Origin of the sequence: Pseudomonas sp. NBRC 111140 (assembly GCF_001320885.1) — a bacterium.
In the GTDB taxonomy this organism is placed as follows: domain Bacteria; phylum Pseudomonadota; class Gammaproteobacteria; order Pseudomonadales; family Pseudomonadaceae; genus Aquipseudomonas; species Aquipseudomonas putida_P.
On record NZ_BCBQ01000075.1, the window covers coordinates 12,905 to 33,230 of the forward strand.

25 protein-coding genes, 1 pseudogene and 1 riboswitch are annotated in these 20,326 nt (G+C 61.9%); of the genes and pseudogenes, 12 read left to right on the forward strand and 14 right to left on the reverse strand.

Annotated elements, in window-relative coordinates:
• Positions 1-12: 12 nt before the first annotated feature.
• Positions 13-152: riboswitch (yybP-ykoY riboswitch) on the forward strand.
• Positions 153-240: 88 nt separating this feature from the next.
• Positions 241-825: a TMEM165/GDT1 family protein gene (locus APH42_RS21170; RefSeq protein ID WP_012270512.1), complete on the forward strand. Its 585-nt coding sequence runs from the start codon at positions 241-243 to the stop codon at positions 823-825.
• Between the two features lie 42 nt (positions 826-867).
• Here the strand turns inward: APH42_RS21170 and APH42_RS21175 are convergent, their stop codons facing one another.
• From APH42_RS21175 to APH42_RS21190, 4 genes are all read right to left on the reverse strand, one after another.
• Positions 868-1,686 carry a M48 family metallopeptidase gene (locus tag APH42_RS21175; protein ID WP_012270511.1) on the reverse strand — a complete coding sequence of 273 codons (819 nt, stop codon included), beginning with the start codon at positions 1,684-1,686 and terminating at the stop codon, positions 868-870.
• Between the two features lie 76 nt (positions 1,687-1,762).
• Positions 1,763-2,383, reverse strand: a complete 621-nt coding sequence (locus APH42_RS21180) for an SOS response-associated peptidase (RefSeq protein ID WP_012270510.1) — start codon at positions 2,381-2,383, stop codon at positions 1,763-1,765.
• Positions 2,384-2,398: 15 nt separating this feature from the next.
• Positions 2,399-2,659, reverse strand: coding sequence for a putative signal transducing protein (locus APH42_RS21185; protein ID WP_012270509.1), 261 nt, complete (start codon positions 2,657-2,659; stop codon positions 2,399-2,401).
• Positions 2,659-2,841 (reverse strand): CPXCG motif-containing cysteine-rich protein, encoded by a 183-nt coding sequence (locus APH42_RS21190; RefSeq protein ID WP_012270508.1) that lies wholly within the window; start codon positions 2,839-2,841, stop codon positions 2,659-2,661. The genes APH42_RS21185 and APH42_RS21190 overlap by 1 nt, the downstream gene beginning before the upstream one ends.
• 121 nt (positions 2,842-2,962) lie before the next feature.
• Between APH42_RS21190 and APH42_RS21195 the strand changes: the two genes are divergently transcribed.
• Positions 2,963-4,132 carry a 1-acyl-sn-glycerol-3-phosphate acyltransferase gene (locus tag APH42_RS21195; protein WP_171577254.1) on the forward strand — a complete coding sequence of 390 codons (1,170 nt, stop codon included), beginning with the start codon at positions 2,963-2,965 and terminating at the stop codon, positions 4,130-4,132.
• A 120-nt stretch (positions 4,133-4,252) separates the two neighbouring features.
• Here the strand turns inward: APH42_RS21195 and APH42_RS21200 are convergent, their stop codons facing one another.
• Positions 4,253-4,513, reverse strand: a complete 261-nt coding sequence (locus tag APH42_RS21200; protein WP_060494159.1) for a hypothetical protein — start codon at positions 4,511-4,513, stop codon at positions 4,253-4,255.
• Between the two features lie 159 nt (positions 4,514-4,672).
• Here APH42_RS21200 and APH42_RS21205 point away from each other — a divergent pair, with 159 nt between their 5' ends.
• Complete coding sequence (locus APH42_RS21205) at positions 4,673-4,879, forward strand: hypothetical protein (RefSeq protein ID WP_060494160.1); 207 nt, start codon at positions 4,673-4,675, stop codon at positions 4,877-4,879.
• 57 nt (positions 4,880-4,936) lie between these two features.
• Here the strand turns inward: APH42_RS21205 and APH42_RS21210 are convergent, their stop codons facing one another.
• Positions 4,937-5,521, reverse strand: coding sequence for a YajG family lipoprotein (locus APH42_RS21210; protein WP_012270504.1), 585 nt, complete (start codon positions 5,519-5,521; stop codon positions 4,937-4,939).
• A gap of 145 nt (positions 5,522-5,666) precedes the next feature.
• Here APH42_RS21210 and APH42_RS21215 point away from each other — a divergent pair, with 145 nt between their 5' ends.
• Together APH42_RS21215 and mqo are read left to right on the forward strand one after the other, a co-directional pair.
• Positions 5,667-5,900 (forward strand): hypothetical protein, encoded by a 234-nt coding sequence (locus tag APH42_RS21215; RefSeq protein WP_012270503.1) that lies wholly within the window; start codon positions 5,667-5,669, stop codon positions 5,898-5,900.
• A 600-nt stretch (positions 5,901-6,500) separates the two neighbouring features.
• A complete protein-coding gene (gene mqo / locus APH42_RS21220; RefSeq protein ID WP_012270502.1) occupies positions 6,501-8,009 on the forward strand; it encodes a malate dehydrogenase (quinone) in 1,509 nt (502 codons plus the stop codon).
• 56 nt (positions 8,010-8,065) lie between these two features.
• On the opposite strand, the gene APH42_RS21225 is transcribed toward mqo, so the two are convergent.
• From APH42_RS21225 to APH42_RS21240, 4 genes are all read right to left on the reverse strand, one after another.
• A complete protein-coding gene (locus APH42_RS21225; protein WP_012270501.1) occupies positions 8,066-8,356 on the reverse strand; it encodes a PA4642 family protein in 291 nt (96 codons plus the stop codon).
• A 68-nt stretch (positions 8,357-8,424) separates the two neighbouring features.
• On the reverse strand, positions 8,425-8,895 hold the full coding sequence (locus APH42_RS21230; RefSeq protein ID WP_012270500.1) for a hypothetical protein: 471 nt from the start codon (positions 8,893-8,895) through the stop codon (positions 8,425-8,427).
• A gap of 51 nt (positions 8,896-8,946) precedes the next feature.
• Positions 8,947-9,420, reverse strand: coding sequence for a WbuC family cupin fold metalloprotein (locus APH42_RS21235; protein WP_012270499.1), 474 nt, complete (start codon positions 9,418-9,420; stop codon positions 8,947-8,949).
• 2 nt (positions 9,421-9,422) lie between these two features.
• Positions 9,423-9,980 (reverse strand): hypoxanthine-guanine phosphoribosyltransferase, encoded by a 558-nt coding sequence (locus APH42_RS21240; protein ID WP_012270498.1) that lies wholly within the window; start codon positions 9,978-9,980, stop codon positions 9,423-9,425.
• Between the two features lie 162 nt (positions 9,981-10,142).
• Here APH42_RS21240 and upp point away from each other — a divergent pair, with 162 nt between their 5' ends.
• The gene (gene upp / locus APH42_RS21245) at positions 10,143-10,781 is read left to right on the forward strand and encodes a uracil phosphoribosyltransferase (RefSeq protein ID WP_003247366.1); all 639 of its coding nucleotides are present in this window, start codon (positions 10,143-10,145) and stop codon (positions 10,779-10,781) included.
• Between the two features lie 2 nt (positions 10,782-10,783).
• Entirely contained in the window at positions 10,784-12,058 is a 1,275-nt protein-coding gene (locus APH42_RS21250; protein WP_012270497.1) for a uracil-xanthine permease family protein, read from the forward strand.
• A gap of 118 nt (positions 12,059-12,176) precedes the next feature.
• Here APH42_RS21250 and hemH read toward each other — a convergent pair whose 3' ends face one another.
• Both hemH and APH42_RS21260 read right to left on the reverse strand, forming a co-directional pair.
• Positions 12,177-13,190, reverse strand: coding sequence for a ferrochelatase (gene hemH, locus APH42_RS21255; protein ID WP_060494161.1), 1,014 nt, complete (start codon positions 13,188-13,190; stop codon positions 12,177-12,179).
• 13 nt (positions 13,191-13,203) lie between these two features.
• A complete protein-coding gene (locus APH42_RS21260; RefSeq protein WP_060494162.1) occupies positions 13,204-14,109 on the reverse strand; it encodes a TIGR01777 family oxidoreductase in 906 nt (301 codons plus the stop codon).
• 186 nt (positions 14,110-14,295) lie between these two features.
• Between APH42_RS21260 and APH42_RS21265 the strand changes: the two genes are divergently transcribed.
• The 5 genes from APH42_RS21265 to APH42_RS21285 all read left to right on the forward strand — a co-directional run bounded on the left by APH42_RS21265 (position 14,296) and on the right by APH42_RS21285 (position 19,369).
• Positions 14,296-15,282, forward strand: coding sequence for an NAD(P)/FAD-dependent oxidoreductase (locus APH42_RS21265; protein WP_012270494.1), 987 nt, complete (start codon positions 14,296-14,298; stop codon positions 15,280-15,282).
• A gap of 101 nt (positions 15,283-15,383) precedes the next feature.
• A complete protein-coding gene (locus APH42_RS21270; protein ID WP_012270493.1) occupies positions 15,384-16,352 on the forward strand; it encodes a DUF523 and DUF1722 domain-containing protein in 969 nt (322 codons plus the stop codon).
• Complete coding sequence (locus APH42_RS21275; protein WP_060494163.1) at positions 16,342-17,241, forward strand: MerR family transcriptional regulator; 900 nt, start codon at positions 16,342-16,344, stop codon at positions 17,239-17,241. Before APH42_RS21270 ends, APH42_RS21275 begins: the two co-directional genes overlap by 11 nt.
• Positions 17,232-18,659 carry a deoxyribodipyrimidine photo-lyase gene (gene phrB, locus APH42_RS21280; protein ID WP_060494164.1) on the forward strand — a complete coding sequence of 476 codons (1,428 nt, stop codon included), beginning with the start codon at positions 17,232-17,234 and terminating at the stop codon, positions 18,657-18,659. The genes APH42_RS21275 and phrB overlap by 10 nt, the downstream gene beginning before the upstream one ends.
• 11 nt (positions 18,660-18,670) lie before the next feature.
• Positions 18,671-19,369 carry an SDR family oxidoreductase gene (locus APH42_RS21285; RefSeq protein ID WP_060494165.1) on the forward strand — a complete coding sequence of 233 codons (699 nt, stop codon included), beginning with the start codon at positions 18,671-18,673 and terminating at the stop codon, positions 19,367-19,369.
• A 56-nt stretch (positions 19,370-19,425) separates the two neighbouring features.
• On the opposite strand, the gene APH42_RS21290 is transcribed toward APH42_RS21285, so the two are convergent.
• Both APH42_RS21290 and APH42_RS21295 read right to left on the reverse strand, forming a co-directional pair.
• Positions 19,426-19,944: an acyloxyacyl hydrolase gene (locus APH42_RS21290; RefSeq protein ID WP_041166373.1), complete on the reverse strand. Its 519-nt coding sequence runs from the start codon at positions 19,942-19,944 to the stop codon at positions 19,426-19,428.
• A 104-nt stretch (positions 19,945-20,048) separates the two neighbouring features.
• Positions 20,049-20,326, reverse strand: a pseudogene (locus APH42_RS21295) (aspartate/glutamate racemase family protein); the annotation flags it as partial.

Below are 20,326 nucleotides of genomic sequence, written 5' to 3' on the forward strand. Positions count from 1 at the left end.
CTAGGCAGAATCCGCACCGTCCTAGGGGAGTAGTCTCCCGCGAGCACCCAGCTCGCCCGGTACGCGTCAACATACTTGGTCCACAGACCATGGCGCGTGCGACCCGCCATGCCAGCCTGCATGGAGAGATCCGCATAGACGGATCCAGGGTTTGACAAGACCTATGACACGCACACCTTACCCGGGGCGGGGAGGCTGTACGTGTCATAGCCGTGTCGACCCGCCCCCGTAGGAATCCTGATGCTGGAATCTCTGCTGGTCCCCACCGCTATCGTTGCCCTCGCCGAAATCGGCGACAAGACGCAACTGCTCGCGCTCATTCTCGCGGCTCGCTTTCGCAAACCCTGGCCGATCATCGCCGGCATCATCGCCGCCACCTTGGCCAACCATGCGGCGGCCGGTGCCGTAGGGGCGTGGTTCGGCAGTTTCTTCAGCGACTCGGCACTGCACTGGATCCTGGCCGCGAGCTTTACCGCCACAGCGCTGTGGACCCTGGTACCGGACAAGATGGATGACGACGAGAACCCGGCACGCCGCTTCGGGCCGTTCCTGACCACGCTGATTGCGTTCTTCCTGGCCGAAATCGGTGACAAGACCCAGGTTGCCACGGTGATGCTGGCAGCACAGTACCCGCACCTGATCATGGTCATCCTCGGCACCACCCTGGGCATGCTGATTGCCAACGTGCCGGTGGTTCTGGCGGGTAACTTCGCGGCAGACAAACTGCCGTTGACGCTGATTCGTCGCCTGGCGGCCACGGCGTTCTTCGTCCTGGCGATCGTGGCCGTGTACTCGGCAATGAAGGCCAGTGGCTGGGTAGGTTAAGCAGGGAAGCGGGGCCGCAAAGCGGCCCCAGGGTTCACACAGTTACGGCTTGGCCGCGGCCTGATACAGCGGCATCACCTTCGGAATTGCCGCCTGCAGCGAAGCAATGCGGCTTTCCGACGCCGGGTGAGTGCTCATGAACTCAGGCGGTGCACCCTCGGAAGCCTTGCTCATCTTGTTCCACAAGGTGATCGCGGCATTCGGGTCATAACCGGCACGCGCCGACAGCTCCAGGCCAATCAGGTCGGCCTCGTTTTCGTTGGCCCGGCTGTTGGGCAAGGTCATGGCGTAGTTCACCACGGTGTCGGCCATGGCCATGCTGCTCTGGCCGAGGCCGAAGATGGCACCGGCACCCTGGCGGGCCATTTCCACACCGTACGCCTTGGACATGGCCTCGCGGCTGTGCTCACGCAGGGCGTGGGCAATCTCGTGCCCCACCACTGCGGCAATTTCCGCATCACTGAGCTTGAGCTGATCGATCAGGCCGGTATAGACGATGATCTTGCCGCCCGGGCCGCAGTTGGCGTTGAGTTCGTCGCTCTTGATCACGTTGACTTGCCAGTCCCACTGCGCGGCATCCGGGCGGAACTTGGGCGCCTGGGCGATCAGTCGGTTGGCAATGACCTGCACCCGCTTGGCATCGGCACTGGACTTGTCGAGCACACCCTTGCTCGAGGCCTCACCCAGGGTTTGCTGGTACGACTGGGCGTACATCTGGTTGACCTCATCGGTCGAGAGCATGCTGAACATGTACTGCTGACGCTCGACGCCAACAGCACCGCCGCTGGTGGTGTTCACCGCCTGGCAGCCGGCCAGCAGGATGCCAGCACTCAGCAGGCTGACGACAAAAGACTTACGCATGAAAACACTCCCTATCCACATGCGGCGTATCCTAGGCCGAGTCGCCATTGGCTGCCATAGCCACAGGGAAGATTTATCAAACCGGGGTGAGGCACTCCGGCGCATCCAGTTTCGGGTCATTGACGAAATTGGCCAAGGCCCGCTCACGCAACACCGCAGGCGGGCTGGCCAGCAGCTCGTGCAGGCGGGTAATTGGCGTATCCGGGTCAAGCCAGGCCGCCTGCCCGGCCTCATCCAGTATCAGCGGACGGCGCTGGTTCATGGCCGCCTGGGTCACCACCGCGCAGCTCAGCCACACCTGGTCCTGCACCGGGTAGGCTTCCCACACCGCCGCGAAGTACAGCGAGGCGCCCTCCCCCGGGGTCAACCAGTATGGGCGCTTACGCACGCTGCCCCGCCACTCGTAAAAGCCGTTGGCCGGCATCAGGCAGCGGCGCTGGCGAAATGCTTCACGAAACATCGGCTGCTCTGCCAGGGTTTCAGCGCGGGCGTGGGCCGGGGTGCGGGACAGGTCGGTGAGCCAGGCCGGGGTCAGCCCCCAGCGCGCCTTGACCAGTTGCTGCTGGCCGTCGAGCTGACGCTGGATCAGCACCGAAGCCCCGGGCGAGATATTCCATTGGGCCGGCTGACCGACGGGAAAGCCCGGCAGACTGGCAAGGGCCTGGGGCCAGCGAAACAGGGCGTAACGTCCACACATGGGCGAATTCAGAACCTAGCAGATCAAGGTACCGGGGAAACTCTCCGGTTCGTCGCCAACCAGTGGCTGGGCGTCATTGTACGCATCGATCAGTTGCCGTGCGTACTCGGCCTGCTCATCGGCCACCGCAAGCCCCAGCAGCCCTTGCAGCGGCAGCTCGCCCACACCGCCCATCAAGTCACGGCCCACCAGTTGCACGTCGACGCCCTCACTGGCCAGCATACCGACCAGCATTTCGGCTTCGAGCAGGTTTTCCGGTTCGTAGATCCGCCGCATCAGTCATTCTCACCAAAGACATCCAGCATCCACTCCTCGCCATGCACCTGCAGCACGAAACGGATAGGCTTGCAGCACACCTGGCAATCCTCGATGTACTCCTGATCGCCACCGGACAGGTCCACCGTGGTTTCGACTTCTTCGCCACAATAAGGGCAATCGTAGATCGCAGTTTCCAGCATCGCGGCCTCCGGGGTGACTTATGCGTATAATTGCCGGTCTGTTTACAGGGCCTATGTGCGTCCGAGCCGTTTTTCGGAGCCCGCCCCTACCTATTACCCTAGCCGTTTCCAACAAGAGAGCATGATGGGCGAATTCGATGCCATCCGACCGTACGACGACGCTGAGGTCCCTGCCGTTCTGGCACGCCTGCTCAGCGACCCGGCATTCCTCGATATCCTCACCCACTTCCGCTTCCCGCGTGCGGCTGGTGCTCTCGGCTGGTTGCTCAAGCCGTTGATTGCACGCCGCCTGCGCAAGGAATTCGCCGGCGTCACCTGCGTTTCCACCCTGCAGGACAAAGTCGAGTATTACGTCGACCAGACCATCGACCGCGCCACTGACGGCGTTACCTATTCCGGCGTGGAACAACTCAAGGCCGGCACCGCCTACCTGTTCCTGGCCAACCACCGCGACATCGTCATGGACCCGGCCTTCGTCAACTACGCGGTGTACCATGCCGGCCTGCCCACGCCGCGCATCGCCATTGGCGACAACCTGCTGCAAAAGCCCTTTGTCAGCGACATGATGCGCCTGAACAAGAGCTTCATCGTGCACCGCTCGATCAGCGGCCGGCGTGAGAAGCTGGCGGCTTACCAGCTGCTTTCGGCCTATATCAACCACTCGATCCGCAACGATGCTACGTCGATCTGGATCGCCCAGGCAGAAGGCCGGGCCAAGGACGGTGACGACCGCACCGACTCGGCGATCCTCAAGATGTTCCACATGAGCCGCAAGGACGAGCCGTTCGGTGCGGTGATCCAGAGCCTGAACCTGACGCCGGTGTCGATCAGCTACGAATACGACCCGTGTGACCAGGCCAAGGCCCGCGAGCTGTACATCCGCGCCACCACCGGTACCTACAAGAAGGCGCCAGGCGAGGACGACAACAGCATCGCCAAGGGCATTACCGGCTACAAGGGCCGGGTGCACATCAACTTCGCCCCGCCAGTGACCGCATACCACGAAGACACCAAGCAGCTGGCGTCGGAAATCGACCGGCAGATTCTGGGTGGCTACCGGCTGTTCCCGGTGCATTACCTGGCGTATGCGATGTGGGATGCCAAGGATGAGGCGTTGCAGGTGCCGAGTGCCGAGAAGGTGTTCCCGACGGATGAGCTGGCAAAAGCCAAGGAAGAATGGCAGCGCCGTCTGGATGCCTGCCCTGAAGAGCAGCGGCCATACCTGGTGTTGCAGTATGCGACGCCGGTGCGTAACCAGTATCAGGTCAAGCAGCAGGCACCTGTGGCCTGAAGGATTGTCGGGGCTGCTTTGCAGCCCAATCGCGACACAAGGCCGCTCCTACAGGGGACCGCGATCTCCTGTAGGAGCGGCCTTGTGTCGCGATGGGCCGCAAAGCGGCCCCAATGGTTCTCAGACCCAGGTACTGAACCAGGACAGCAACAACGCCATCGCCAGGCACGAAAAACCGAGAATATAGAAGTACTTCGGCACCCGCAGGTCGAACGCGTCCACTACCCCTTCGTCCACAGCCATGTATTCGCGGGTCTCGGCCTCGCGTCGCCGTGCACTGTGCAGCAGCAAACCGCCTGGGCAGGTCAGCAGCAGCGCCAGCAGGTTGATCAACTTGGTGGGATGGGCGGCCAAAAACCCCCAGAGCACTTGCAAGGACATCACGCGACCTCGGTGTGAGCAGCGGCAAAGGCCCGCATTCTACCCAAGTCGATCTCCGGCGCCCGGTATGGGCGACAAAGTGTCATTAAATTTCATCTGTCATCCGCTCGTCATCTGAGCAGGCCACCCTGTCGGCCTTTCATGACCCGGAGCTTGTTCATGCTGCACGCCGAAAACCAGGACCGCCTCTACCTCGTTGCCCAGAGCGATGAACAACAGGCGTTGATCGATGGTTTTGCCATCAATGTGCAGGACCGCCAGTGGCTGGTCTACTGTGCGCTGGGCGGGCATATGCATGAAGACTTGCCCGAGGTGGATACCGGGACTGGTTTCAGCTTGCTGGACTTCCACATAGCAGCAGCTTGAGCCAGCAATAAAAAAACCCGCTGCCTGGCAGCGGGTTTCTTTTATGCGCCTAAACGCTTACTGGCCCAGCACCTGCCCAATGGTTGGGTCCTTGAACATGCGGGTCAAGGCATCGCTCAGCACGTCGCCCACCAGTTGGGTGTTGGTGTCCTGATTCGGCGCCATGCCGAAACGCTGGTCCAGCGAAGCACCGTAACGGCCGCTGTAGCTGCGACCGCCGTTACGTACGTCGGCACGGAAGGTGGCGCCGATGGTGGCCTCGGTCACGTACAGGTTGTCTTTCGGCGACTGATATTTCAGTTCGGCCAGGGTCACGGTCAGCTGTGGCGCGTTGTAGGCGTTCGCCGTCGGGGTGAAGCCGAGCAGGCGCACAGCGGCTTCGGCTTGAGCCTGCAGCTTGGGCACCACGTCGTTACCGCTGACGCTGATGGTGCTGGTTTCGGGGTACATGCCACCGCGAGTGCCCAGGGACTGCGATGGGCGGCCATCAACTACCCGGACCACCACTGGCTGGCCATGGCCGACCGGGGCGAGCTGGGCCTTGAGCGTGGGTTGCGGGTTGAGTTGTTGCGGGCTGTGGGCACAACCGACCAGGCTGAGGCTGGCCACGGCGATCAAACCGAACAACAGACGTTGCAACATGCGCGTTTCTCCAGAAAATGCGGCAAAGGCCCACAGTATACCTAGCCAGGCACAGACCAGTCATCGGCCAGCCTCGCTTGTCACAATCGTTTCATGGCCACGCCCTTATCCTTGCGCCAAGCCCTAACGCAAAGGACTCACTGCCATGGCCTCGCTCTGGACTCTGCTCTTCCAACGCCCGCGCCACAACGCCTACGCCCGCCTCGACGCCCAAGGCAAATGCCTGGCCTTCAAGCAATGCAGCCAGGCGCCAAGCGGCAGCGGCTGGGTCCAGGTCGGTGAAATTCAGCTGGCCTGGCTGGGCCGCGAGCTGCCCGCCGACGCCCGTGTTTGCGCGCGTGCAAGCCGCCGTTGGCATCAACGCCTCCTCGCGGCCTGACAAACGCTGCAATAAAAACCACGAATGGCGACATTTCTGCCCGCGACATCGCTATAATCTCCCCCCGATTATAAGGACGTCTCCTGATCGGGCCCCGCACTCGCCGATTGACCCCGGCAACTTCACCGCTTCGCCCACAGAGAGCCTTCCACTCAGGTCTTGCATCGGCTGTCGTGCCTGCTTTTCCGGCCCTTCACACTGCATGAACCTGCGGGTTGCCATCGCGCAGTCCCCTTTTGAGGTTCACGTCTCCAAAAGAGCGTGAAAAAACGGTTTTCACAACTTCACAAGAGTGTGGCGAGCAAATGAACAGTCTGGCATGTGCAAAAGCGGCAGATGTGTCCCGAACAGCCCTGAACAGGCGGCAAATGCGCTCATCCCGTATGAGTGTCTGAACCGTTCCATAACGCACGCACGACACCTTGACCATAAGTCGAATTGCCGCACCTGTGGCAAACGGCGTTCAATACACGAACCCGAAGACTGATTGGCGGTGTCCGCGGAAGTTGCAAGAACTGCGAAAAGTCGGACATGGCGACCCTGGCAAACCCAGGTCCTATGCTGTCAATTAGGTAGCTGTAGATTGTGGAGACGCGTTAAATGGCGCAGAACGAATCGGTTGATGTGGTACTGGTAGGCGCGGGCATCATGAGTGCCACCCTGGCCGTACTGCTCAAGGAGCTTGACCCGACCCTGAAGCTTGAGGTCGTCGAGGCGATGGACTCCGGAGCCGCGGAAAGCTCCAACCCCTGGAACAACGCAGGCACCGGCCACGCCGGCCTGTGCGAGCTGAACTACACGCCGCAGGCCGCCGATGGCAGCATCGACATCAAGAAGGCCGTGCACATCAACACCCAGTTCGAGGTTTCGCGCCAGTTCTGGGCCTACCTGAGCAAGAAGGGCAACTTCGGCTCGGCGCGTGCTTTCATCAACCCTGTCCCACACCTGAGCTACGTCGAGGGTGACAAGGGTGTTTCCTTCCTCAAGAAGCGCTTCGAGCTGCTCAAGCAGCACCACGCCTTCCATGAGATGGAATACACCGAAGACAAGGCCGTGATGAACGACTGGATGCCGCTGATGATGCCTGGCCGCCCGGCCGACCAGCACATCGCCGCTACCCGCGTGGCCAAAGGCACCGACGTGAACTTCGGGGCACTGACCAACAAGCTGCTCAAACTGCTGGGTGACTCGCCGGACGCGCAGGTCAAATACAGCAAGAAGGTTGTCGGCCTGCGCCGTAATGGCAGCGGCTGGACCGTGAGCATCAAGGACGTCAACAGCGGCGGCAGCCGTGAAGTCGACGCCCGCTTCGTCTTCCTCGGTGCTGGCGGCGCGGCCCTGCCGCTGCTGCAATTGTCCGGCATCCCGGAAAGCAAAGGCTTCGGCGGCTTCCCGGTCAGCGGCCAGTGGCTGCGCTGCGACAACCCGGAAATCGTCAAGCAGCACCAGGCCAAAGTGTACAGCCAGGCCGCCGTAGGTGCCCCGCCGATGTCGGTTCCGCACTTGGACACCCGCGTAGTGGACGGCAAGACTTCGCTGCTGTTCGGCCCCTATGCCGGCTTCACCACCAAGTTCCTCAAGCACGGTTCGCTGATGGACCTGCCGCTCTCGGTGCGCATGGGCAACATCGGCCCGATGCTGGCCGTGGCCCGCGACAACATGGACCTGACCAAGTACCTGGTCAGCGAAGTGATGCAGTCGATGGAGCAGCGCCTGGAAGCCCTGCGTCGCTTCTATCCACAGGCCAAGGCCGAAGACTGGCGCCTGGAAGTGGCTGGCCAGCGCGTGCAGATCATCAAGAAAGACCCGAAAAAAGGCGGCGTGCTGCAGTTTGGTACCGAGCTGGTCTCGGCCCAGGACGGCAGCCTGGCCGCGCTGCTCGGCGCATCGCCGGGTGCCTCGGTGACCGTGTCGATCATGCTGGAACTGATCGAGCGCTGCTTCCCCGAGCAGGCCAAGGGTGCCTGGGCTGCCAAGCTCAAAGAAATCTTCCCGGCTCGCGAGAAGACCCTGGCAACCGATGCCGCCCTGTACCACAAGATCAGCGCCGACAACGACGTGGCGCTGGAGCTGGTAGAAAGCAGCCCGGCAGCCAAGCATTACGCCTGATCCGCCCGGTAACGAAAAAACGCCCCTCGGGGCGTTTTTTTGTGGCTGGACCTTGGTCAGCCGCGGGCGTTGTCGATAATCTCGATGTACTCAGGTGCATTGCGCTGGTCGGCAATCTGCTCGACGAAGGTTTTGCCGTGCTCGTCCTTGCCATCCAAGTCCAGGCCTGCTTCGACGAAGAAACCGACAAATCGCTCGAAATCGTCGACGCGCAGGCCACGGTAGGCTTTGACCAGCTTGTGCGCCGACGGCGAGGTCACACCATCGGCCGGCTCGAACTGAAGGAACGACTTGATGTAGTCGTCGCTGATTTCGTCACCGATTACCTGTTTCTTGTCTTTACGCATTGCCGACTCCAACTGGACCATCACGGAATTTCGAAGGCCGGCAGTTTACCCCCCGCAGGCTACGCGCCTCAACGCGTACGTACGGTACCGGTGTGCAGGTCGGCCCAGATGTGGCCGTTGCCGTAGGTGAGAAATTGCACGTACAGGGTTTCGTTGCGCAACAGGTCCATGATTACGCGGTAATCGCTAACCGGGTAATTCAGGCTCAAGGTGCGGCTTTTTTCGTCATACACGGGCTTTTTAAGGCTCTTGGCGGCTTCACCGTCGAAGGTCAGCAGCACCTGAGCGATGGTCGCGCCCTTGCTCAGCGGTTTGCCCTTCAGGCGCACCTGCAACGACGAGGTGATCGGGATCGGTTGCTGGTCGGACTGGCGCTGGGCACCTACGACCACCGAATAGTCGGTCACTTGCAGCAATTGCTGGCTGGTCGGTGCTTCCTGGCGCAGGGACTGATCATCGGGTGGCAGGAACTGGCTGTGCAGTGGTGCGGCGGCGAGTGGCAGGCTGACGGCCAGCAGGAGGGGAAGAATCGCACGCATGTGAGGCTCCTTGTATGAAGGAGCACTCTAGCATGCCGGGTACAAGCAACATCAATCGAACTGCGCAAGCATCCAGGCCTGGTATTGGGCGACGCCGTCTTCGCCTTCACGTGGCGCCCAGTGTGCATGTTCACCTTCGCCCACCGGCCGGTATGGGCCGGCCTTGCATTCGAACAGGATGCTGTCCGGCTCCAGCACCACCAACCCATGGTAGGTACCGGGCGCCAGGTCCACACCCAGACAGTCGCCACCCGCTTGCAGCACCCGCTTGTCGGTCACGGCGCCCTGCTCGTCGAAGATCAACAGGCCGAAGCGCCCCTTGAGCACGAGCAAGGTCTCCGCCTTGTCGTCGCTCAGGTGGCGGTGCGGTGGAATGTAGGTGCTCGGCTGCAGCCCGACCGCCATGCGGTGGCAAGGATCTTCCATTTCATGGAAGTTGTGGTGCTGCCGCCCACGCGGGTTGGCAGCAGCCTTTTCGGCCAGCCCGGCGAACAGCGATTGGTCGATGAACGCAGGCTGGCGCATGGTCACAGCCCCTTTACGGCGAAGATGCCGTTAGCGTTGCGCCAGTAACCTTTGTAGTCCATGCCATAGCCGAAGATGTAGCGATCGACACAAGGCAGGCCTACGTAGTTGGCTTTGAGGTCCGGGCTGGCCTTGCGGTCGTGATCCTTGTCGATCAGCACTGCGGTGTACACCGAGCGCGCGCCGGCATGCTTGCAGAACTCGATGATGGCGCTGAGGGTGTGGCCCTCGTCGAGGATGTCGTCGACGATCAGTACGTCGCGATCGATGAAAGAGACTTCCGGCTTGGCCTTCCAGAACAGCTCACCGCCGCTGGTCTGGTTGCGGTAACGAGTGGCATGCAGGTACGAGGCTTCCAGCGGGAACTGCAGGTGGGTCAGCAGTTTGCCGGAGAAGATCAGGCCGCCGTTCATCACGCAGAACACCACGGGGTTCTTGTCGTGCAGGTCCTTGCAGATTTGCTCGCCGACATTGGCGATGGCCGCTTCGACTTCGGCTTCGGTGTACAGGCAGTCAGCTTCACGCATGACTTGACGGATATGCTCGAGATCGGCGGACATGGCGCTCTCCGGGGGGTGCATTTTGGAAAAGCGGGCAAAGGTACGCATCCGCTCGTCACAGATCAAGCATTTATGGACTAACGTCCAGAATGACCAGACGACAGCACAGGCTGAATAGATTAATCTAGCGCGGTTTTTTTGCCCGCCTTTCGGAGCCCCCCTATGCCCACTCGTGAGATCCGCCATCCGCTGATCCGCCACAAGCTCGGCCTGATGCGCCGTGCCGATATCAGCACCAAGAATTTTCGCGAACTCGCCCAGGAAGTCGGCGCGCTCCTGACGTATGAAGCCACCCAGGACCTGCCCCTCGAAACCTACGAGATCGATGGCTGGTGTGGCAAGGTCTCGGTTGAAAAAATCGCCGGCAAGAAGATTACTGTAGTACCGATCCTGCGCGCCGGCATCGGCATGCTCGACGGCGTGCTCAGCCTGATCCCTGGGGCGAAGGTCAGCGCCGTCGGTGTTGCCCGTAACGAAGAAACCCTCGAAGCCCACACCTACCTGGAAAAGCTCGCGCCGGACATCAACCAGCGCCTGGCCCTGATCATCGACCCGATGCTGGCCACCGGCGGCTCGATGGTCGCCACCATCGACCTGCTTAAAAAGGCCGGCTGCAAAGAGATCCGCGCCATGGTGCTGGTCGCCGCGCCAGAAGGCATCGAAGTGGTGGAAAAAGCCCACCCGGACGTGAAGATCTACACCGCCTCGATCGACCAGCGCCTGAACGAACACGGCTACATCGTGCCGGGCCTGGGCGATGCCGGTGACAAGATCTTCGGCACCAAGCAAAAGGACGCCTGACCATGCAGGACGGCTTCAACGACCCGCTGTGGCGCCAGGTCGTTTCGGGCGCGCAGATGCTCTTCGTGGCATTCGGCGCGCTGGTGCTGATGCCCCTGATCACCGGCCTCGACCCGAACGTCGCGCTGTTCACCGCCGGCATCGGCACGCTGCTGTTCCAGCTGGTCACCGGCCGCCAGGTGCCGGTGTTCCTGGCCTCGAGCTTTGCCTTCATCACCCCGATCATCCTCGCCAAGGGCCAGTTCGGCCTGGCCGAGACCATGGGCGGCGTGATGGCTGCAGGCTTCGTGTACACCTTCATGGGCCTGATGGTAAAAATCAAAGGCACCGGCTTCATCGACCGCATGCTGCCACCGGTGGTGATCGGCCCGGTGATCATCTCCATCGGCCTGGCCATGGCGCCAATCGCCGCCAATATGGCGATGGGCAAGGGTGGCGACGGCGCGGCACTGATGCCGTACAAGACCGCCATGCTGATCTCCATGCCAGCCCTGCTGACAACCCTGGTCGTCGCCGTGTTCGGCAAAGGCATTTTCCGCCTGGTACCGATCATTTCCGGCGTACTGGTGGGCTTTGCCCTGTCATTCGCCTTTGGCGTGGTCGACACCGCCAAGATCGCCGCTGCACCGTGGCTGGAAATTCCCAATTTCACCGCACCTGCGTTCAACTGGCAGGCCATTCTGTTCATCGTACCGGTTGCCTTGGCGCCAGCGATCGAGCATATCGGCGGGGTGATCGCGGTCGGCAGCGTGACTGGCCGTGACTACCTGAAAAAACCCGGCCTGCACCGCACCCTGCTGGGTGATGGCCTGGCTACCACTGCAGCCGGCCTGTTCGGCGGCCCGCCCAACACCACCTACGCCGAAGTGACCGGCGCGGTGATGCTGACCAAGAACTACAATCCGAAGATCATGACCTGGGCGGCGATTTTCGCCATCACACTGGCATTCATCGGCAAGTTCGGCGCGCTGCTGCAGAGCATTCCGGTACCGGTGATGGGCGGTATCCTGTGCCTGCTGTTCGGCTCGATTGCGGCAGTGGGCATGAACACCATGATCCGCCACAAGATCGACCTGGCCGAAGCACGCAACCTGGTGATCGTGTCGGTGACCCTGGTGTTCGGCATCGGCGGCGTGCTGATCGGCAGTGGTGACGGCCCGGATGACTGGGGCCTGAAGGGCATCGCCCTGTGCGCCATCGTGGCTATTGCCCTGAATCTGATCCTGCCGGGCAACGATGGCTGGAAGCACAAGAAGCTGGATGACCAGTTGCCTTAAGATCGCGGGGCTGCTCTGCAGCCCTTTCGCGACACAAGGCCGCTCCTACAGGGGATCGCGATCTGCTTGTAGGAGCGGCCTTGTGTCGCGATAGGGCCGCAAAGCGGCCCCCAGCTATTCAGGCCTTTTCACACATATCCGCCAACACCCTCACCCATTCCGGGTGATCATTCAGGCACGGCACCAGCACCAGCTCTCGCCCACCCGCCTCTACAAACTGCTCGCTGCCCCGCATGCCGATTTCTTCCAGCGTTTCGATGCAATCGGCGACGAACGCCGGGCACATCACCAGCAGCTTCTTCACGCCCGCCTTGCCCAGCTCGTCCAACCGCGCCTCGGTATAGGGTTCGATCCACTTGGCCCGCCCCAACCGCGACTGGAACGACACCGACCACTTACCATCGGGTATGCCCATTTTCTGAGCAAAGGCCTTGGCTGTAGCCAGGCATTGCCCGCGGTAGCACACAGCGCGCATCTCGGCGCTGGCATCCTTGCAGCAGTCAGCTGCCTGGAAGTCGTGATTACCGGTCGGGTCCAGCTTCTTCAGGTGCCGCTCCGGCAAACCGTGGAAGCTCAGCAGCAGGTGGTCGTAATCCTGCTCCAGGTACGGCCGGGCGCTGGCAGCCAGTGCCTCGATGTAGTCAGGGTGATCGTAGAACGGCCGCAGCACGCGCATCTGCAACGGCAACCCGCGCTCACTGACCGTCTGTTTCGCCAGCTCGACCACCGTGGTCACCGTACTGTCGGCGAACTGTGGATAAAGCGGTGCCAACGTCACCTTGCGCACGCCTTGGGCGGCCAGGCGCTCCAACACTTCGGGCAAAGCCGGCAGGCCATAGCGCATGGCGATTTCCACCGGGCCATGGGGCCAGTGTTCGACCATTGCCGCCTGCAGGCGACGGGTCAGCACCACCAGTGGCGAGCCCTCCTCCCACCAGATCGAACCATAGGCATGTGCCGACTGCTCCGGGCGCTTGACCAGGATCAGTGACACCAGCAAGCGCCGCACCGGCCAAGGCAGGTCGATCACATAGGGGTCCATCAGGAACTGGTTGAGGTAGCGGCGCACATCGGCCACCGAGGTGGAGGCCGGGGAACCCAGGTTGACCAGCAGCAGGGCGTGATCGGTCATGCAGCGTCCTATGTCAGAGGCGGCTGGACAGGTTGTCCAGCGCCGATTGCAGATCGTTGAAGCGGAAGGTGAAGCCCGCCGCCAGCAAGCGCACCGGGCGCGCCCGCTGGCCGCCCAGCAGCAAGGTCGACATTTCGCCAAGGCCGGCCTTGAGCAGCAGCGCCGGCATAGGCAGCAGCGCCGGCCTATGCAGCGCACGGCCCAGCCGCCTGGCGAACTCACGGTTGCGCACCGGCTCTGGGGCGCAGGCATTATAAGGACCGCTGGCATCCTTGTGCTGCAAGAGAAAATCAATCAGGGCGACCTGGTCGTCTATATGCACCCAGGGCATCCACTGCCGCCCACCGCCCAAAGGCCCACCCAGCCCCAGTTTGAAGGGCACGCGCAGGCGCGACAAAAAGCCGCCATCGCTGGCCAGCACCAACCCGGTGCGCACCAATACCACGCGGATTCCTTGCGCTTGAGAACGCTGTGCCGTCTCTTCCCAGGCAATACACAACTGGCTGGCGAAGTCTTCCCGCACCGGTGGTGAGGCCTCGGTCAGCTCGCGTTCGCCGCCGTCACCGTACCAGCCTACCGCAGAGCCGGAAATCAGCACTTGCGGGCGCTGTTCACGGGAGCCCAGCCACGCCAGCAGCTGCTCGGTGAGGGTGACGCGGCTGGCCCACAGCACGTTGCGCCGGGCCGCCGTCCAGGGCCTATCCGCGATTGGCGCACCGGCAAGGTTGACCACCGCATCAAGATGATCGTCTGCTTCCAGTTGCTCCAGGCGGGCGATGCCACGCACGCCACTACCGCAAATGTTCGCCACCTGCTCAGGACGCCGGCTCCATACCGTGAGCCGATGCCCCTGGCCAAGCCAGTACTGGCACAGATGCTTGCCAATCAAACCGGTGCCACCTGTCAGCAATATATGCATGGCTGTGTCCTCGCAGAGTGCGGCGGTGGTCTATTTTTAACATCAAGGCACTTTTTTGACCCGACGCTCTCGGATAAACATAGGCCAACCTACCACCAAAGCGGAATAACCTTATACAAAAGTTCTGCATTGTACAGGTTTGCCTGACAGCGTAGTCTGCTCACAGCAAGGTTTGAAGAGGCCATCATGACAGTACCTATCGCCATCATCGGGGCCGGTATCGCCGGTTTGTCAGCCGCCCAGGCCTTGCAGAAGGCCGGACAATCCGTGCATTTGTTCGACAAAGGCCACGGCAGTGGCGGGCGCATGGCCAGCAAGCGCAGCGAGGCTGGCGCACTCGACCTCGGCGCCCAGTACTTCACCGCCCGTGACCGGCGCTTTGTCGATCAGGTGCAACAATGGGTTGCCGCTGGCTGGGCCGAGCAGTGGAAGCCGCAGCTGTACAACTACCGTGATGGCGAACTCACCCCCTCCCCCGACGAGCAGACGCGCTGGGTAGGCGTGCCACGCATGAGTGCGATCACCCGTGGCCTGCTCAAGGACGTGACGGTCAACTTCGGCTGCCGTATAGCGGAAGTGTTTCGCGGCAAGCAGTATTGGCACCTGCAGGATACCGAAGGCTGCAGCCATGGCCCCTACAGCCGCGTGGTAATCGCCGTACCGGCCCCGCAGGCCACACCACTGCTGGCGGCAACCCCCAAATTGGCCGCCGTGGCCGCCGGTGTACAGATGGAACCGACCTGGGCCGTCGCCCTGGCCTTCCAGTCACCGTTGGATACCCCGATGCAAGGTTGCTTCGTGCAGGACAACCCACTCGACTGGCTGGCCCGCAATCGCAGCAAACCCGGCCGCGACGAGCACCTGGATACCTGGGTACTGCACGCCACCTCGGACTGGAGCCGGCAGCACATCGACCTGTCCAAGGAAGAAGTGATCGAACAGCTGTGGGGCGAATTCGCCGAACTGGTCGGCTGCGTGGTACCGGCGCCCACCTTCGCTCTGGCGCACCGCTGGCTCTACGCCCGCCCCAGCAGCAACCATGAATGGGGCGCATTGGCCGATGCCGATCAGGGCTTGTACGCCTGCGGTGACTGGTGCCTTTCCGGGCGTGTCGAAGGCGCGTGGCTCAGTGGCCAGGAAGCCGCGCGACGTTTGCTCGAACACCTTGAGTGATGTAGCGCTATACAAAAATACTGGTTTGCATAACGGCTGGGCTGTGCTGGAATAAACCTGTACAAGTTTTTAGTAATGTACAGGTTTTTTCGGAGGCAGCCATGCTCGACTCTTTCGCCTGCAGCAAGCCGCGTATCGCCATCAGTGCCTGCCTGACTGGGCACAGCGTGCGCTACAACGGCGGCCACAAGGCCTCCGATCTTTGCCGTACACAGCTGGAACAACACTTCGAATGGCTGCCCGTGTGCCCGGAAGTGGCAATCGGCCTGGGCATTCCGCGTGACCCCATTCGCCTGGTAGGCAACCCCGAACAACCCGAAGTGGTCGGCACCCGCGACCCTGGCATGGACCTGACCGGCCCGCTGCGCACCTATGGCGAACAAATGGCGGCTGAGCTCGACGACATCTGCGGCTACATTTTCATGCAGAAGTCACCTTCTTGCGGCCTGGAACGGGTCAAGGTTTACCAGGCCAACGGCCACCCAGCCTTGCATGGCGGGCGTGGCGTCTATGCCCACGCTTTCTGCGCTCTGCGCCCGGACCTGCCCGTTGAAGAAGAAGGCCGCCTGCATGACCCCGTGCTGCGCGAGAACTTCATCAGCCGCGTATACGCCTACGCCGACTGGCAGCGCCTGCTGGCCGAAGGGCTGAGCCGTGGCGCCCTGGTGCGCTTTCACTCGCGCTACAAGTATTTGCTGATGGCCAACAACCCGCAGGCCTATCGCACCCTCGGCCGCCTGCTTGGCAGCATGAGCAAGGATGACGACCCGCTCAGCTTCGGCCCGCGCTATTTCAGCCAACTGATGCAGGCCCTGCGCCGCTGCGCCAGCCGCGGCACCCACTGCAACGTGCTGCAGCACCTGAGCGGTTACTTCAAGGATGCCCTGACGCAGCAGGACAAGGCCGAGTTGCAGACGGTCATCGGCCAGTACCAACAGGGCGTCGTGCCGCTGGTAGTGCCCCTGACCCTGCTCAAGCACCATCTGCGCAAGCACCCTGACCCGTACCTGCAGCAGCAGGCCTACCTGCAACCGCACCCTGAAAGCCTGGGCTTGCGCAATGCAGTCTGAAACCTTGCTGCCCATCGGTGAACTGGCCCGCCGTACCGGCGTCAATCCGGTCACCTTGCGCGCCTGGGAACGCCGGTATGGCCTGCTCAAACCCCAGCGCACCGCCAAGGGGCATCGCCTGTACCCCTTGGAACAGCTCGAGCGGGTCGAGGCGATCCTTGGCTGGTTGCAGCGAGGCGCATCGGTCGGTCAAGTACGCGAGCTGCTCGACAAACCCTCCAGCACGCCACCCAAAGGCGACTGGCAGGCCAGGCAGTTCCAATTGATCGAGGCCATCGCCAACCTGTCGCAGCGCACGCTGGACCAACAGCTCAACCAGGCCATGGCCCTGTACCCGGCCGTCACCCTGTGCGAGCAATTGCTGCTGCCACTGCTCGATCTGCTCGACCTGCGGTGGCGCAACTACTTCAATGCGCGGCTTGAGCAAGTGTTTTTCCACAGTTGGCTGCGCAGCAAGCTCGGCGCCCGCATTTACCACGACAACCAATTGCTGCAAGGCCCCGCCGTATTGCTGGTGGAGGACTGCGAGCGGGCCTTCAGCCCAGGCCTGTGGTTGTGCGCCTGGCTGTTCACCAGCAACGGCGTGCCGGTCGAAGTGTTCGAGCACCCAGTCGCCGGCCCGCAACTGCACCACGCGGTCAATGCGCTCAAACCACGGGCCGTGCTGCTGCATCTGGGCCCACGCATCGATGACAAGGCGCTGCTACGCACCCTGCAAGGCATGCCCGGTATCACGCTGCTGGGCGGCGCTACGCTGCCCCTGCACGAAGCCCGCTTGCAGGCTTGCGCGCTGCCCGATGTTTTTCTGTTCGATACCCCGCAGGCGGCATTGCGCTTGCTTCAAGCCCATGACCGTCAGCCTGTAGAGATGAATACCCCATGCACCTGACCTGGCTGCGCAGCGACCTGCGCATCGATGACAACACTGCACTCAGCGCCGCCACCGAGCGCGGGCCGACCATCGCCCTGTGGCTGGTCAGCCCAGGGCAATGGCAAGCCCATGACGACGCCGCCTGCAAGGTCGACTTCTGGCTGCGCAACTTGCGCGCCCTGCGCCAATCGCTCGAAGGCCTGAATATCCCCCTGCTGATCCGCAAGATCGACACCTGGGACCAGGCCCCCCAGGCGGTGCTCGATGTATGCCGCCAACACCAGGTGCAAAGCGTGCACTGGAACGAAGAGTACGGCATCAACGAACAGCAACGCGACGATGCGACCCGCGCGCTGCTGGAGAAGTCGTCCATCCAGGCCTGCAGCCACCTCGACCAGCTGTTGTTCCGCCCTGGCACCATCCTTACCCGCAGCGGCGACTACTTCCAGGTCTTCAGCCAGTTCAAGAAGACCTGCCTGGAACACCTGCACCGCAGCCTGCCTGCCCTGGCCCGCCGGGTGGAGCGTCAGGCACCGCTGCAAATCCAAAGTGACCCGATTCCACAACACGTAGACGGTTTTGAAACCCCCACGCGCGCCTTGCGTGAGCATTGGCCGGCGGGTGAGGCCGAAGCGCAGGCGCGCCTGTCCCGCTTTCTGGACGAAACCATCGACGACTACCAACAATTGCGTGACCTGCCTGCCAAGCCCGGCACCAGCCAACTCTCCACCTACCTGGCCGCTGGCGTGATCTCGCCGCGCCAATGCCTGCACGGCGCACTGGCCAGCAACCGGGGCGAGTTCGACAGCGGCAGTACGGGCGTGCAGACCTGGATCAACGAGCTGCTCTGGCGCGAGTTCTACAAGCACATCCTGAACGGTTACCCACAGGTCTCGCGCCACCGCGCCTTTCGCGCCCATACCGAAGCCCTGCCCTGGCGTGACGCCCCGGCGGACCTGGAAGCCTGGAAACAGGGCCGCACCGGGTTCCCGATCATCGATGCGGCCATGCGCCAACTGCTGCACACCGGATGGATGCACAACCGCCTGCGCATGGTCGTGGCCATGTTCCTCAGCAAGAACCTGCTGATCGACTGGCGCAAGGGCGAGCGACACTTCATGCGCCACCTGATAGACGGCGACCTGGCCGCCAACAACGGCGGCTGGCAGTGGAGCGCGTCCACCGGCACCGACGCTGTGCCTTATTTCCGCATTTTCAACCCAGTTTCTCAGTCTCAGCGTTTCGACCCACAGGGGCGCTTCATCCGGCACTGGCTGCCCGAATTACGCGACATGGATGAGAAAACTATCCATGAGCCGATGAAATCTGATGATCTTTTTGCTAATAATTCGTATCACCGTCCAATGGTCAATCTCGGCAGCAGTCGCCAGCGTGCACTGGAAGCCTTCAAAGGCCTACCACGTCGGCAGGATTAGAGGACAACGTCTTGGCTAACTCACGAAGTTTTTGGGTTACAGGCGCCAGCAACGGACTTGGTCTGGCTTTGGTGGAACGTTTGCTCGAACAAGGGCATCGCGTTGCCGCCAGCGCAAAGGAAAGCGATGAGTTGAATGCTTTGGCAGCACGGCATGGTCGGCACTTTTTGCGCCTGCCCTGGCAGTTGCATGCCGAAGGACAAGCAGTAGCGGCCTGCCAACAAATATGCAATGCGTGGTGTTCGCTGGATGGGTTGATCATCAACGCCGGTACCTGCGATTACCTTGCAGACAATTTGGCCGATAGCGAACTGATAGAGGCCATCGTCACCAGCAACCAACTAGCGGGCGAGCATTGCCTCACACAGGCATTGCCTTTGCTGGCGAAGGGCGTCTCAGCGCAAGTGATGGCGGTGTTCAACCGTTATTCGGCATTGCAGCTGTATGCGCCCACCCAAACGACCGCAGGGTGGAACAACACACCGCAGTGGCTGCGCGAGCAGCGCAAGGCCCTGATGGACCAAGGGATAGCGTTGACCATCGTGGCGCCACAGTCGCTCAAGGTGCCGGTGACGTCGGCACAGGCGATACCGGAGGAGTGGACGGCACAGAGTGTCGCTGAGGAGTTGCTGCGACGGTTGCCGCAGCAAGAACCAGAACTGGTACTGGAGACGCTGGACATCAGTAGCCTGTGGCCTTTGACGCGATAAGGCCTCAAACCGGCCTCTTCGCGGGTAAGCCCGCGAAAGGGCCGGTGCAGGCGAATTCAAAGCGCCATGCGGTAATGCAGGCTGTAGCTCTCTACGCCATCGTTGGGCTGCTTGATTCCCGCGTTGGAATAGTGAATCGCCCGCACTCCGATCTCATGCCCGCCGGCAAAGCGCAGACCAAAACCAATGCGGTCCTCGAACTGGAAGGCCGAGCCTAGCTCATTGCTTTCCAGCTCGGTGCTGGAGAACGCCGCCACGCCGATCCCCGCTTCGATATAGGGTTTCACCGACTCCCCGGCAAATTCGTAGACGAACACTGGCGCGAACGACAGGCTATGGTTGCTCGCGGTTTTGTCGCCATCCCAGTAGGTGTAGGCCCCATCCCAGTAGCCGGTCAGGCGGCCGACACTGGTCTGCCACCAGCTGGCATCCCAATTCGATTGCAGCCCCAGACGGTAGACCATGGTCGAGTCACCGGTCTGCCCCACCGAGAACGACACATCGGCTGCTTGCGCCGATACCACTTGCCCCAAGGTAAAAGCGGCAGCCGCCGCCAAGCCCAGCAGTTTCTTCATGAGAAACATCCTTCTTCCTGATGCTGTTATTAGTCCGCCTCATGTCAGGCAAAGCGGTAGAAAGCGGCAGTGGAACGATAGTTCAGCTGTTTTTCACGTTTTTTTCACAACGCAAAGCTTTGCACATCGCCGCACTTATGCCACAGCACAGGTAGGATTTTTCTTAGGATTTCTGGATCAGCGCTGGTCCAGAAGCGGGTATCGCCGGCCGGGCCTTCGGCCAGCAGATCATTTGCCCCCAGCAGCCGCTGCAGTTGGCGTGCTACGGCAGCGCCCGTATCGATGACAGCCACATCCGCCGGCACCATGCCGGCCAGCAACGGGCGAAGGAAAGGGTAATGGGTGCAGCCGAGGATCAGCGTATCGCAACCTGCAGCCAGCA

Bases quoted from the DNA above. Each gene is read 5' to 3' on its own strand.
- APH42_RS21200 (WP_060494159.1), bottom strand. From the start codon at position 4,513: ATGTCCTTGCAAGTGCTCTGGGGGTTTTTGGCCGCCCATCCCACCAAG.
- APH42_RS21190 (WP_012270508.1), bottom strand. From the start codon at position 2,841: ATGCTGGAAACTGCGATCTACGATTGCCCTTATTGTGGCGAAGAAGTC.
- upp (WP_003247366.1), top strand. From the start codon at position 10,143: ATGCCCACTCGTGAGATCCGCCATCCGCTGATCCGCCACAAGCTCGGC.
- APH42_RS21275 (WP_060494163.1), top strand. From the start codon at position 16,342: ATGCAGTCTGAAACCTTGCTGCCCATCGGTGAACTGGCCCGCCGTACC.
- APH42_RS21240 (WP_012270498.1), bottom strand. From the start codon at position 9,980: ATGTCCGCCGATCTCGAGCATATCCGTCAAGTCATGCGTGAAGCTGAC.
- APH42_RS21260 (WP_060494162.1), bottom strand. From the start codon at position 14,109: ATGCATATATTGCTGACAGGTGGCACCGGTTTGATTGGCAAGCATCTG.
- APH42_RS21170 (WP_012270512.1), top strand. From the start codon at position 241: ATGCTGGAATCTCTGCTGGTCCCCACCGCTATCGTTGCCCTCGCCGAA.
- APH42_RS21290 (WP_041166373.1), bottom strand. From the start codon at position 19,944: ATGAAGAAACTGCTGGGCTTGGCGGCGGCTGCCGCTTTTACCTTGGGG.
- APH42_RS21185 (WP_012270509.1), bottom strand. From the start codon at position 2,659: ATGCGGCGGATCTACGAACCGGAAAACCTGCTCGAAGCCGAAATGCTG.
- APH42_RS21225 (WP_012270501.1), bottom strand. From the start codon at position 8,356: ATGCGTAAAGACAAGAAACAGGTAATCGGTGACGAAATCAGCGACGAC.
- APH42_RS21175 (WP_012270511.1), bottom strand. From the start codon at position 1,686: ATGCGTAAGTCTTTTGTCGTCAGCCTGCTGAGTGCTGGCATCCTGCTG.
- APH42_RS21215 (WP_012270503.1), top strand. From the start codon at position 5,667: ATGGCCTCGCTCTGGACTCTGCTCTTCCAACGCCCGCGCCACAACGCC.
- APH42_RS21230 (WP_012270500.1), bottom strand. From the start codon at position 8,895: ATGCGTGCGATTCTTCCCCTCCTGCTGGCCGTCAGCCTGCCACTCGCC.
- mqo (WP_012270502.1), top strand. From the start codon at position 6,501: ATGGCGCAGAACGAATCGGTTGATGTGGTACTGGTAGGCGCGGGCATC.
- APH42_RS21210 (WP_012270504.1), bottom strand. From the start codon at position 5,521: ATGTTGCAACGTCTGTTGTTCGGTTTGATCGCCGTGGCCAGCCTCAGC.
- phrB (WP_060494164.1), top strand. From the start codon at position 17,232: ATGCACCTGACCTGGCTGCGCAGCGACCTGCGCATCGATGACAACACT.
- APH42_RS21195 (WP_171577254.1), top strand. From the start codon at position 2,963: ATGATGGGCGAATTCGATGCCATCCGACCGTACGACGACGCTGAGGTC.
- hemH (WP_060494161.1), bottom strand. From the start codon at position 13,190: ATGACCGATCACGCCCTGCTGCTGGTCAACCTGGGTTCCCCGGCCTCC.
- APH42_RS21250 (WP_012270497.1), top strand. From the start codon at position 10,784: ATGCAGGACGGCTTCAACGACCCGCTGTGGCGCCAGGTCGTTTCGGGC.
- APH42_RS21270 (WP_012270493.1), top strand. From the start codon at position 15,384: ATGCTCGACTCTTTCGCCTGCAGCAAGCCGCGTATCGCCATCAGTGCC.
- APH42_RS21265 (WP_012270494.1), top strand. From the start codon at position 14,296: ATGACAGTACCTATCGCCATCATCGGGGCCGGTATCGCCGGTTTGTCA.
- APH42_RS21205 (WP_060494160.1), top strand. From the start codon at position 4,673: ATGCTGCACGCCGAAAACCAGGACCGCCTCTACCTCGTTGCCCAGAGC.
- APH42_RS21235 (WP_012270499.1), bottom strand. From the start codon at position 9,420: ATGCGCCAGCCTGCGTTCATCGACCAATCGCTGTTCGCCGGGCTGGCC.
- APH42_RS21180 (WP_012270510.1), bottom strand. From the start codon at position 2,383: ATGTGTGGACGTTACGCCCTGTTTCGCTGGCCCCAGGCCCTTGCCAGT.